The sequence below is a fragment of the Nonomuraea sp. NPDC059023 genome, from assembly GCF_042740095.1.
Classification (GTDB): domain Bacteria; phylum Actinomycetota; class Actinomycetes; order Streptosporangiales; family Streptosporangiaceae; genus Nonomuraea.
In genome coordinates, this window is record NZ_JBHYIO010000046.1 from 70,632 (window position 1) to 82,151 (window position 11,520).

An 11,520-nucleotide genomic window follows, 5' to 3' on the forward strand; every position below is an offset into this window, starting at 1 on the left:
TAGGGAATGGTGTTATTCCGCCTTCCCCTTCTACAGTGCTCTAATGAGATTCATAGGTCCAACAGAAGTATTTGGGGATATTCATAGACATGCTTGATGTCACCCGGCTACGGGTCCTGGTCGCCGTGGCCCGCAAGGGCTCCGTCACCGCCGCCGCCAAGGAACTGCACTACTCGCAGCCCTCGGTCAGCCACCACCTGGCCCGCCTGGAAGCCGAGACCGGTGCCCAGCTCATCCAGCGCGTCGGGCGCGGCATCCGCCTCACCGAGGCCGGGCACCTGCTCGCCGAACGCGCCGCCGAGATCATCACCCGGCTGGACGCCACCGCGGAGGAACTCGCCGCCCACGTGGGCCTGCGCTCCGGCCGCGTACGGCTGGCCGCCTTCCCCTCCGCCCTCGGCACCTTCGTGCCCAGAGCGGTCCGCCGCCTGTCGGCCGAATACCCCGGGCTCCAGCTGAGCCTGATCGAAACCGAGCCGCCCGAGGCCCTGCGCCTGCTCCGCGCCGGACGGGTGGACGTGGCGGTCATGTTCCGCTACGACGACACCGCCCCCGAGGACACCGGCCTCCGGATGCTGCACCTGCTGGACGACCCGAGCTATTTGGTCTCCCCCTCCCCCGAACCCCCGGGCCCGCTGGCCGAGCACGCCGACTCCATGTGGATCGCGGGCTGCGACCGCTGCCGCAGCCACCTGCTCGACATCTGCGCCAAGGCGGGCTTCGAGCCGCGCATCTCCTTCACCAGCGACGACATCGTGGCCGTGCAGGCGCTGGTGGCGGCCGGAATGGGCCTGACGGTGCTACCCGGCCTGGCCCTGAGCGCCCACCGCAGCGCGGCGGTGGAGGTGGCCGAGATACCCGGCTCAACCCGCCACGTCTTCGCCGCCACCTACGGCGACCCGCCCTACCCACCCGCCACCCAGGCCCTACTCACCGCCCTCACCGACCCCTGGCCAGGCTGAACCCAAAGGCAAAGCCGGGGGTGACACCCCGGGTGACGCCAGGCGGTCCGGCCCGGGGTGACGCCGGGGGCAAGGCCGGGTGGAGCGACGCCGGGGGTGGCGCCGGAAGCGGTGACGCCGGAGGCGAGGCCAGGCGGTGACCCCCAGGGTGAGGCCGGAGGCAAGGCCAGGCGGCGATGGCGGGCGGCGAAGCCGGGGGTGACGCCGAAGGCGAAGCCGGGCGGCGAGGCCGGAGGCCACGCCGGGCGGTGACGCCAGGCGGAGCGACACCGGGGCTGGCGCCCGAAGCGGTGACGCCCGGGGGACGCCGCCGGAGGCAAGGCCGGGCCATTACGCCGGAGGCGAAGCCAGGCGGAGCGACACCGGGGCTGGCGCCCGAAGCGGTGACGCCGGGCGAAGGTTCCGGGCGGAGGCGAGGCCAGGCCGTGACGCCGGAGGCAAGGCCGGGCCGTGACGCCCGGGGCGAAGCCGGGCGGTGACGCCGGGCGGTCAGGCCGGGGCCCAGGCCTGGAGCCCAGGCCGGAGGCGAAGCCAGGCGGAGCGACGCCGGAGGCGAGGCCGGGCGGCGACGCCCGGGCTGACGCCGGAGGCAGGGCCGGGCCGTGACGCCGGAGGCGAAGCGGGCGGAGCGACACCGGGCTGGCGCCCGAAGCGGTGATGCCCGGAGCGACGCCGGGGGGCAAGGCCGGGCCGTGACGCCCGGGGTGACACCGGAGGCGAGGCCGGGCGGAGTGACGCCCGGGGCGAAGCCGGGCGGTGACGCCGGGCGGTCAGGTCGGGGGCCCAGGCTGGAGGCGAAGCCGGGGGTGGTGCTGGGTGGTGGTGCCGGGGGCGGGGGTCGGGGGGTGGTGGTTGGGGGTGGGGCAAATCTGTGGCGGGTGTGGTGGTGGGGACCCTACGCTCGGGGTATGCCGGACATCTCGACTCTTGCCCTGTTCGCGGTGGCCACGCTGGCCATCCTGGTCGTGCCGGGACCCGCGGTGCTGTTCATCGTGACCCGGAGCGTCGCGCAGGGGCGGGCGGCGGGGATGGTGTCGGTGCTCGGGGTGCACGCGGGCTCGCTGGTCCACGTGGCAGCCGCCGCGCTTGGGATCAGCGCGCTGCTGGCCGCCTCCGCCACGGCGTTCACGATCGTGAAGTTCGCCGGTGTCGCGTATCTGCTCTTCCTCGGTGTCAGGAAGCTGCTGTCCAAGCCGGCCGACGAAGAGGCGGTCGAGTTTCCCGTCCAGTCGCGCCGGCGGATGTTCTGGGAGGGGTTCGTGGTCAACGTGCTCAACCCGAAGACGGCCATCTTCTTCCTGGCCTTCCTGCCGAACTTCACCAGCCCGGAGTCAGGCCCGATCGGGCCGCAGATCCTGCTGCTCGGCGCCATCTGGGTGGTCCTGGGCCTGGCCTCCGACGGCGTGGTCGCGCTGGCCTCCTCGGCGCTGGCCGGGCGGATGCGCCGTTCGATCAAGGCCAGGCGGCGCCTCGACGTGGGCAGCGGCGTGATCTACATCGGCCTCGCCGCGCTGCTCACCGGCGAGAAGGCATAGGCATCCCGTACGTGCGCGCCAGCAGGTGCGCCCGCAGGGTGGGCAGCGAGGTGTAGTGGTGCGCCTGCATGCCCTCGGCCAGCGCGCCCGCCACGTTGGCCGGGCGCGCGTCCACGAACATGATCCGGTCGGCGGGCAGGCCGAACCGCTCGACGCACCAGAGGTACGCCTCGGGTGAGGGCTTGGCGTGGCCGATCCGGCTCGACAGTCCCAGGACATCGAAGATCTTGAAGACTTCGGCATGATAAGTCGCGAAATATTGGGACAAGTCGCTGGGGATGTTGGATAGCAAACCTACGCGAATGCCGCGGTTGGCCAGGGTCCGGATGTAGGCGATCAACTCGGTGTCCACCCGGCTCCAGCTTGCCACGTCCAGCGCGATCAGCGCGTCCGCGTCGTCGAACGATCTTCCCAGCCGCTCGCCCACCGCCCGCCAGTACTGCCGCCCGGTCAGCTCGCCCCGGTCGTAGCCGTCGCGCGCGTCCCAGTAGGCGTTCCAGAACACCGATCCCTTGATCCCCGCCGCCGCCTCGATCCCGGCACGGTCCTGCGCGGTCTGGCCCGGCGCGATGACCCCGAACAAGTCGAACAGCAGCGCGTCCACTCTTCCCCCGACATAGATGACTGTTTCGGGGGGTCATGGAACTCTATAGAGGCTTTGCCGCGATGGCGCTCACCGCCACGCCTGTTCGGCCGTCTCGCGCGCCCAGCGGTAGTCGGCCTTTCCGGCGGGTGAGCGCATGATCTCCTCCACGAAAGCGTAGGTCCGGGGCACCTTGTAGCTCGACAGCCGCTCCCTGCAGTGCGCGTCGAGGTCGGTGGCGGCCACCTCGGCCCCCGGCCTGGGCTCGACCACCGCGGCCACCCTGCTGCCCCAGCGCTCGTCCGGGATGCCGGTCACGACCGCGTCGAAGACCGCCGGATGCCCCTTGAGCACCGCCTCCACCTCTTCGGGGAAGACCTTCTCGCCGCCGGTGTTGATGCACTGGGAGCCGCGGCCGAACATGTTGACGGTGCCGTCGGCGTCCACGGTGGCCAGGTCGCCGGTCAGCAGCCAGCGGGTGCCGTCGGCGTCGGTGACGAACGTGCGGGCCGTCTTCTCCGGGTCGTTGTAGTAGCCGAAGGCGACCCGGCCCGACTTGGCCACGGTGCCGAGCTGCCCTTCGGGAACCGGCTTGAGATTCTCGTCCAGCACGACCAGGTTGGCGGTGGCGTTCGGCTGGTAGCGCAGCCCCTTCTCGGGCGTGGAGCCCGCCACGCCCGAGGCGGTGTAGCCGGACTCGGTGGAGCCGAAGTTGTCGAGGATCATCACGTTCGGGAGCAGTTCCTGTAACTTGTCGCGCACCGTCCCGCTGAGGATCGCGCCGGTCGAGCTGATCACGAACAACGACGACAGGTCGTAGGAGCCGCCCGCCAGCGCCTCGGCCAGCGGCCTGGCCATCGCGTCGCCGGTGATGTTCATCGTGAACACCCGCTCGCGCTCGGCCGTCCGCCACACGTCCTCGGCCTCGAACCGGCGTACGTACGCGATCGTCGCCCCCATCCACCAGGCGATGAACGTGCCCATCTGCGCCGCCCCGTGCATCAGCGGCGGCGCCGCCATCATCACCATAGGGTTCGCCTTGGCGGCCCCGTCGACGACCTCCTGCGGGGTCGCGCGCGGCTCGCCGTACGGATTGCCGCCCCCGAACGCCATGAACAGGTCCTCGACGTGCCACATCGCGCCCTTGGGCATGCCTGTGGTGCCGCCGGTGTAGATGATGTAGACGTCCTCGCCGCTGCGCTCGGGGAAGCCGCGCGTCTCCGGCTGACCTTCCAGCGCCTTCTCGTACGGCACCGCCCCATCGACCTCCCCGCCCACCGAGATCAGGTGGCGCAGCTTGGCCGCCTCGGGCGCCACCGCCGCCACCCGGCCCGCGAACTCCACGTCGTAGACCAGCGCCACGATGTCGGAGTCGTTGTAGAGGTAGAGCAGTTCGGCCTCGACGTAGCGGTAGTTGACGTTGATCGGCACCGCGCGCAGCTTGAGCGCGGCCAGCAGCCCGGCCACGTACTCGACGCCGTTGTACAGGTGCAGGCCGACATGCTGGCCGGGGCCGACGCCCAGGCTCTCCAGGTAGTGCGCCAGCCGGTTCGCCTCGGCGTCCAGCTCGGCGTAGGTGCGGCGCTGGTCGCCGCAGACGACCGCGACGCGCTCGCCGATCCGGTCCACGAGCGCTTCGAACAGGTCCGCGTGGTTGAACTCCATCAGGGCTTCTCCCGTCCGACGACCCACATCGCGAAGAACTGGGCTCCCCCGCCATAGGCGTGGCCGAGCGCCCGCCGGGCGCCGTCCACCTGGTGCTCCCCCGCCATCCCCCGGACCTGTTGTGCCGCCTCGGCGAACCTGATCAGCCCGGAGGCGCCGATCGGGTTGGACGACAGGACGCCGCCCGAGGCGTTCCACGGGATGTCGCCGTCGAGCGCGGTCGCCCCCGACTCGGTGAGCTTCCATCCCTCGCCCTCGGCGGCGAAGCCGAGGTTCTCCAGCCACATGGGCTCGTACCAGGAGAACGGCACGTAGGTCTCGGCGACGTCGATGTCCCTGCGCGGGTCGGCGATCCCGGCCTGCCGGTAGACGTCGGCGGCGCAGTCCTTGCCGCCCTGCGGGTTCACCGTGTCGCGACCGGCCCGGAAGATCGGCTCGGAGCGCATCGCCGTACCGTGGACCCATGCGGGCGTGCCGGTCACGGCCGACTCCGACGCGAGCACCATCGCGCAGGCGCCGTCGCTGGACGGGCAGGTCTCCAGATAGCGGATGGGCTCCCAGAGCATGGGCGTGGACTCGACCATCTGGCGGTTGATGCCGGGGATCTTCAGGTGCGCGTAGGGGTTCTTCAGCGCGTTCTGGCGGTCCTTGACGGCGACGAGCGTGCCGATGTGCTCGGGCGCGCCGGAGCGCCGCATGTACTCGCGGATGTGCGGCGCGAAGTACCCGCCCGCGCCCACGACCAGCGAGGCGTTGAACGGCAGGTGCGTCGACAGGGCCCAGGTGGCGTTCGACTCCGACTGTTTCTCGAAGGCGACGACGAGGACCCGGTCGTGCACGCCGCCCTGGATCAGCGAGGCGCCGACCAGCGCGGTGGAGCCGCCGACCGATCCGGCCGTGTGCACCCGCATCATCGGCTTGCCCGCGGCGCCGAGCGCGTCGGCCAGGTAGGCCTCCGGCATCATCACGCCCTCGAACAGGTCGGGCGCCTTGCCGATGACGACCGCGTCGATGTCCTTGAACGTCAGCCCGGCGTCCTCCAGCGCGCGCAACGCGGCCTCGCGCACCAGCCCGGCGATGGAGACGTCGCGCCGCTTCGTCGTGTAGTACGTCTGCCCGACGCCGATCACCGCGCAGGAGTTACCCATCATGCCTCCAGAACGGTGACGAGGTTGTGCTGCAGGCAGGGGCCGCCTGCGGCGTGGCCGACGGTGCGCGCGGCCCGGCCGTCGAGGATGTGGCTCGCCGCCTCGCCGATGCGGATCAGGCCCGTGGCCATGACCGGGTTGGCGGCCAGCGGGCCGCCGCTGGGGTTGATCACGGTCTCGGCGGGCAGTTCCAGCGCCCGCCTGAGGATGATCTCCTCGTGGGCGAACTGGGCGTGCAGCTCGGCGACCTCGACCCGGCCCTTGCCGACCCCGGCCGCGCGGGCGGCGTCGGCGGCGGAGACCGAGCGGGACAGGTCCCGCATGCCCGGGTAGTGGGGTTCGATCCGGTGGGCGATGCCCCTGATGTAGGCGGGGTTCGCGCACAGCTCCCCGGCCCTGTCGCCGGCCGCCAGGACCACCGCCGCCGCGCCGTCCGTGATGGGTGGCTCGCCGCCCTCCGGCGGAAGGTCCAGCGCGTAGGGATTGGCCCGTCCGTCGGTACGGCTGCGCCGTACGATCTCGTCGAGCTCTTCCTGAGGCGCGCCCAGCGCCGAGGCCTGCAGGCCCGCCATGGACAGTTGATCGAGCCCGAGCGGTTCGAGGTAGTACGGGTCGAGCTGGAGCGTCATGATCGTGCGCAGGTCTCCGAGCGACGACTTGCCGAAGCCGTAGACGAGCGCGGTGTCGACGTCGCCGTGCTGCAGGCGCACCCACGCCTCGTAGAGCGCCCAGGCGCCGTCCATCTCGACGTGGCTCTCGGAGATCGGCGGCCAGGCGCCGAGCGCGTCGAGCGCGGAGACGAACGAGAACGGCGCTCCGGCCAGGTAGTCGCAGCTCCCCGAGCAGGTGAAGCCGAAGGCGCGCAGCCCGGTCTTCTCGCGGATCTCGTCGATGACCGGAAGGATCAGTTCCGGCTCCGAGACGCCGGTGTCGTGGTCGGTGTGGTGGGTCTGGGCGAAGGCGACGACGGCCACATCGCGCATTAGAGCTCCGCGTCTGGTTCTCCGGTGGGGGTGAACCACCGGATGTTGGACATCGACAGGGTGCGTTCGGCCTCGGGCACCCATGCGGCGCGTACCCGCATGCCCTGGCGGACCTCGTGGGCGGGGACGCCGCCGACGAGGGCGATCATGGGGACGTCCGCGCCGTCGAGCAGGATGTAGGCGGAGACGAACGGCACCTCGGGGGCGCGCGGGTCGGGCAGGTTGTTGATGGCGAAGGTGGTGATGGTGCCGGTGTCGGGCAGTTCCACCTCGTCGGTGATCGCGATCCCGCATTCCGGGCACGACAGGCGGTAGGGGACGTACACCTTGTGGCAGCTCGTGCACCGGCAGCCGACGAAGACGCCGCGCTTGATCCCTTCGAGGAAGTGGGTCAGCGACCTGCTCGCGGTGATCTTGTAGGCGGCCTTCACCGGCGAGACGATCTTCGTCACCTCGGGAGCGAAGTGGGAGATGTCGGTGATGTGGCCCTTGCGGGTGGTGCTCCAGACGGGCCGCACCCGCGTGCCCGCCTCCAGCGCCTTCGCGTTGCCCGCGTCCACGGCGTGCACCAGCGCCGTGTCGGCGCCGTCCAGCCGGATCAGCGCCCAGGCGAAGGGCCGGTCCAGCGGATGCCGCTCCAGCGGCGTCTCCACCCAGGTCCAGGCGGTGACGGTGCCGGCCGGGCCGACCTCCACGTACTCGCCGGTGACCGGGTCGCCGCTGTCCGGGTCGTACTCCAGCGGCGGCACCAGCACCCGCCCTTCCACCGTGCGGACGCCGACGATCCGCCCGTCACGCAGTTCGGTCAGAAACCTGCCGATGACCGGCCCCGTCGTACGCGTGTATCCGCCGGGGAACTCCAGGACATGGTCGGCGACCAGGGGCTCAGATGGCACGGCCGTGTCCCTCCCAGTAGGGTGCGCGCAGCTTGCGTTTGAGTAGCTTGCCGTTGGGTTCGCGTGGCATCTCGGCGATGAAGTCGACGGACTTGGGCCACTTCATCCGCGCCAGCCGTCCCTCCAGCGAGGCGAGGATCTCCTCGGCCAGCTCGGGGCCGGGCTCGCAGCCTTCGGCGGGCTCGATGACCGCCTTGATCTGCTCGCCCCACTCCTCGTCGGGGATGCCGAACACCGCGACGTCGGCGACCTTGGGGTGGATCATGAGCTCGTTCTCGATCTCGGCCGGGTAGATGTTCGCGCCGCCCGAGATGATCATGTCGGCCTTGCGGTCGCAGAGGAACAGGAAGCCGTCCTCGTCCAGGTAACCGATGTCGCCGACGGTGAAGTGGTCCTTGAGGCGGTTCGCGGCGGTCTTGTCGGGATCGCCCTTGTACTCGAAGGAGACGCCCATCATCTTCATGTAGATCGTCCCGGGGGTGCCCGTGGGCACCGGCTCGCCGGAGTCGTCCACGATGAGCAGTTCGCTGATCGGCCAGGCCTTGCCGACCGTGCCCGGATGCGCCTTCCACTCCTGGGGCGTGGCCAGCGTGCCGCCGCCCTCGGTGGCCGCGTAGTACTCGTAGACCACCTCGCCCCACCAGTCGAGCATCTGGTGCTTGACCGGGACCGGGCAGGGGGCCGCCGCGTGGATCATCCACTTGAGCGAGGACAGGTCGTACTTCTCCCGCGTCTCGGCGGGCAGCGCGAGCAGCCGCTTGAAGTGGGTGGGGACCATGTGGGAGTTGGTCACGCCATGGCGTTCGCACAGCCGCAGGGTCTCCTCGGCCTCCCATCGGTCCATGTAGACGAGCGTGTGACCCATGTGCAGCGCCGTACCGCCGAACTGCGTGACGGCGGTGTGGTAGTTCGGCGCGGTCACGAGGTGCGCGTTGGGCCGGCCGGGCGTGATCCCGAATAGCGTCAGCAGGAACGTCATCAGCTCCGCGCCGTCGTCGGGGTCCAGGCCGCTCAGCTTCCGCCGGACGCCCTTGGGCTTGCCGGTGGTGCCGGAGGTGTAGTGCATCGTGGCGCCCGCCGTGCGGTCCTGCGGCGCCGTCGCCGGCCGGCCCTCGGTCAGCTCCTCGATCGGGCGGAAACCCTCGATCGGCCGTACGGCGAAGCGGCGGTGCGGCTCGATGACCTGGGCGCCCCTGGTGCCCTCCGCCGCGTAGCGCGGGTCGACGATGAAGGCCTTGGCCTCGCTGTCCTCGACGATGTAGGCGATCTCGGGTCCGGTGAGATGCCAGTTGACCGGGGTGTAGTACCAGCCCGCCTGGAGCGCGGCCAGATAGAGGACGAGTCCGTCGGCGCCGTTGGGCACCAGTCCGCAGATGCCGTCGCCGGGCTGGAGCCCGAGTTCGCGCAGGCCGTGGACGAGCTGGTTGGAACGGGCTAAGAGGTCACCGGCCCGATGCTCGGTGCCGTCGGGGTCCACGGCGGCGATCCAGCCGGGATCCGCCTGCGCCAGCCGCCAGAATCCGAGCGTGCCCATCGCGCTCCCTCGTGTCGGGGGGTAGAGCTTCAGGCGAGCGTAACGCGCTGACAAAGCCCCGAGCAAGCGCTTGATTTCACACGAGTCCCGCCACGTCCCACGACTCCGCTAGAGTTACCGATTTGGGCGCTTACCTGCCTATACGTAATGAAATAGTCAAGAAACTTGGCTTTTGTCCACTTTGGTCACTTCTGTCACTTTTGTTGCGAGATGATGTTCGTCGCGAGGCGGCGTGTTCCCGAGCACGGGGGTCTCCTGAACCCCGCGCCGCCTCATCGATTGGGAGAACATGCGCTTCAACAAGTCCCTGGCGGCTGCCGGTGCCCTCGGTCTCGCCGTACTCACCGCGAGCCCGGCTCTCGCGGACACCCCCACGGACCTCCCCGTCGCCCCGGTCGAGACCAGCTCTCCCGAGGCGCCGGTCGAGACGCCCAAGCCCTCTGACAAGCCAACCCCGAAGCCTTCCGAGAAGCCCTCAGAGAAGCCTTCGGCCAAGCCGTCCCAGAAGCCGTCCGCTTCGGCTTCCACCAAGGCCCCCGAGAAGAAGGAGGTGGAGCAGAAGGGCTCCATCACCCTCAGCTCCACCACGGCCAAGCCCGGCGAGATCATCACGGTCTCGGTCACCTCCACGCGCGAGGCCATCACGGCCATCACCTCGCGCGGCTTCAACCCGCCGTCCTGGAACGTGCCGGGCAAGCGCACGGAGTACCGCTTCCAGGTACGCGTGTCGGAGACCCCCGGCGAGTACCCGGTCGACGCCCACTTCGCCGACGGCTCCTCCGCCCGCGCGGTGCTGACCGTCGAGAAGCAGGCCGCCGTCAAGACGAGCATCACCGTCGACCGCGCCAGCGCCAAGCCCGGCGACATCGTCAACGTGAGCGTCAAGTCGGACGGCCCGGACGTGAAGGCCATCACCTCGCGCGCCTTCTCCCCCGGTTCCTGGAACGTTCCGGCGGGCTACAAGGAGTACCGCTTCCAGGTCCGCGTCTCCGGCGAGCTGGGCGAGCACCCGGTCGACGCGCACTTCGCCGACGGCTCCTCCGCCCGGACGACCCTGACCGTCGAGAAGTCGGTCGACGTCAAGTACGGCATCGCCGTCACCCCGAGCGCCGCCGAGCCCGGTGACAAGGTCTCCTACACCGTCACCGGCAAGGCCGCCGACGCGTACATCGAGTCGCCGGCGTTCTGGGCGAAGATCACCGAGAACATGACGCCCGGCACCACCAGGACCGGCACCGTGCCGATCCGCCCGGACGCCAAGCCCGGCGTCTACCCGGTCGACGTGGTGTTCAAGGACGCCGCCGGCCGTACCGTGGGGACCGCCTCCACCACGATCACCGTGAAGGGCCCGGTCAAGCCGGTGCCGGTGACGGGGCTGGAGCTGGACCTGTCGCCGAGCAAGATCGTGGCGGGCCAGAGCTACTACGCCGGCGTCACCACCACGAACGTCAAGGCCGGCACCCCGGTCACCATCACCGACCCGGCCGGCCGCAAGCACGTCGTGCGCGTCGACTCCTGGGGTGAGGCCCACGTCAAGCTGACCTCGCCCAAGGGCACGCGTCCCGGCGCGTACACCGTCCGGGCCTCGCTGGACGGCGGCCAGAGCACCTCGGCGCGCCTCACCGTGGTCAAGCGGCACCCGCACACCCAGCTCGCGCTGATCCTCGACCCGGACAAGGTGTACGCGGGCGGCAAGTTCACCGCCATCGTGGCCACCTCGTCGTTCGGCAAGACGACGAAGGCGACGATCACCGACCCGTCCGGCAAGCGGTTCACCGTGAAGGTCGGCAAGTCGGGCGTGGGCGCGAAGAAGTTCCACGTGCCCTCCAGCACCCGCGCGGGCACCTACTGGTTCAAGGCCAAGCTGGCCAACGGCGCCACCGACTGGGCCAAGCTCACCGTCAAGCCCCGCTACCGGGCCAGCGGCTTCACGCTGACCCCCAAGGGCGGCGCGGACACCGGCGGTGGCCTGCCCGAGGGCAACGCCAACTTCGGCGGGGTGGCGCTCGGCGGCATGCTGATCGCGGGCGGCGCGGGCTCGGCCCTGTTCGTCCGCCGTCGCACCGACGAGGCCTGATCGTGGAGGGCGACCCGGCCTGACGCCGGGCCGCCCTCCTCACAGACGCGGCCCGCCCTGGTGCCGGGCCGCTCTTCTGGGGTACGGCCCGGCCGCCTGGCCGGGCCGTTCCTCGGGGGTACGGCCCGGCAGCACGC

The 11,520-nt window shown here is 70.7% G+C and carries 9 protein-coding genes; 3 read left to right on the forward strand and 6 right to left on the reverse strand.

Annotation, left to right across the window (positions count from 1 at the left end; all coding sequences use genetic code 11):
* The first annotated feature begins 89 nt into the window (after nucleotides 1-89).
* The gene (locus ACFWYW_RS49840; RefSeq protein ID WP_379621942.1) at nucleotides 90-962 is read left to right on the forward strand and encodes a LysR family transcriptional regulator; all 873 of its coding nucleotides are present in this window, start codon (nucleotides 90-92) and stop codon (nucleotides 960-962) included.
* A 908-nt stretch (nucleotides 963-1,870) separates the two neighbouring features.
* On the forward strand, nucleotides 1,871-2,497 hold the full coding sequence (locus ACFWYW_RS49845; RefSeq protein ID WP_379621944.1) for a LysE family translocator: 627 nt from the start codon (nucleotides 1,871-1,873) through the stop codon (nucleotides 2,495-2,497).
* Here ACFWYW_RS49845 and ACFWYW_RS49850 read toward each other — a convergent pair.
* The 6 genes from ACFWYW_RS49850 to ACFWYW_RS49875 form a co-directional block, all read right to left on the reverse strand.
* Nucleotides 2,478-3,101 (reverse strand): HAD family hydrolase, encoded by a 624-nt coding sequence (locus tag ACFWYW_RS49850; RefSeq protein WP_379621946.1) that lies wholly within the window; start codon nucleotides 3,099-3,101, stop codon nucleotides 2,478-2,480. The two genes, ACFWYW_RS49845 and ACFWYW_RS49850, sit on opposite strands and share 20 nt — an antisense overlap.
* A 69-nt stretch (nucleotides 3,102-3,170) precedes the next feature.
* Nucleotides 3,171-4,745: an acyl-CoA synthetase gene (locus tag ACFWYW_RS49855; protein ID WP_379621948.1), complete on the reverse strand. Its 1,575-nt coding sequence runs from the start codon at nucleotides 4,743-4,745 to the stop codon at nucleotides 3,171-3,173.
* Complete coding sequence (locus ACFWYW_RS49860) at nucleotides 4,745-5,893, reverse strand: thiolase domain-containing protein (RefSeq protein ID WP_379621958.1); 1,149 nt, start codon at nucleotides 5,891-5,893, stop codon at nucleotides 4,745-4,747. The genes ACFWYW_RS49855 and ACFWYW_RS49860 overlap by 1 nt, the downstream gene beginning before the upstream one ends.
* Entirely contained in the window at nucleotides 5,893-6,876 is a 984-nt protein-coding gene (locus tag ACFWYW_RS49865; protein ID WP_379621950.1) for a lipid-transfer protein, read from the reverse strand. Before ACFWYW_RS49865 ends, ACFWYW_RS49860 begins: the two co-directional genes overlap by 1 nt.
* A complete protein-coding gene (locus ACFWYW_RS49870) occupies nucleotides 6,876-7,772 on the reverse strand; it encodes a Zn-ribbon domain-containing OB-fold protein (RefSeq protein ID WP_379621952.1) in 897 nt (298 codons plus the stop codon). Before ACFWYW_RS49870 ends, ACFWYW_RS49865 begins: the two co-directional genes overlap by 1 nt.
* Nucleotides 7,762-9,306, reverse strand: a complete 1,545-nt coding sequence (locus tag ACFWYW_RS49875; protein ID WP_379621954.1) for an acyl-CoA synthetase — start codon at nucleotides 9,304-9,306, stop codon at nucleotides 7,762-7,764. Before ACFWYW_RS49875 ends, ACFWYW_RS49870 begins: the two co-directional genes overlap by 11 nt.
* 289 nt (nucleotides 9,307-9,595) lie before the next feature.
* Between ACFWYW_RS49875 and ACFWYW_RS49880 the strand changes: the two genes are divergently transcribed.
* Nucleotides 9,596-11,383: a hypothetical protein gene (locus tag ACFWYW_RS49880; protein WP_379628278.1), complete on the forward strand. Its 1,788-nt coding sequence runs from the start codon at nucleotides 9,596-9,598 to the stop codon at nucleotides 11,381-11,383.
* Nucleotides 11,384-11,520: the final 137 nt, after the last annotated feature.

What these genes read in the sequence shown, in the direction of transcription:
- ACFWYW_RS49845 (WP_379621944.1), top strand. Translation starts at nt 1,871, where the DNA reads ATGCCGGACATCTCGACTCTTGCCCTGTTCGCGGTGGCCACGCTGGCC.
- ACFWYW_RS49860 (WP_379621958.1), bottom strand. Translation starts at nt 5,893, where the DNA reads ATGGGTAACTCCTGCGCGGTGATCGGCGTCGGGCAGACGTACTACACG.
- ACFWYW_RS49840 (WP_379621942.1), top strand. Translation starts at nt 90, where the DNA reads ATGCTTGATGTCACCCGGCTACGGGTCCTGGTCGCCGTGGCCCGCAAG.
- ACFWYW_RS49865 (WP_379621950.1), bottom strand. Translation starts at nt 6,876, where the DNA reads ATGCGCGATGTGGCCGTCGTCGCCTTCGCCCAGACCCACCACACCGAC.
- ACFWYW_RS49855 (WP_379621948.1), bottom strand. Translation starts at nt 4,745, where the DNA reads ATGGAGTTCAACCACGCGGACCTGTTCGAAGCGCTCGTGGACCGGATC.
- ACFWYW_RS49880 (WP_379628278.1), top strand. Translation starts at nt 9,596, where the DNA reads ATGCGCTTCAACAAGTCCCTGGCGGCTGCCGGTGCCCTCGGTCTCGCC.
- ACFWYW_RS49875 (WP_379621954.1), bottom strand. Translation starts at nt 9,306, where the DNA reads ATGGGCACGCTCGGATTCTGGCGGCTGGCGCAGGCGGATCCCGGCTGG.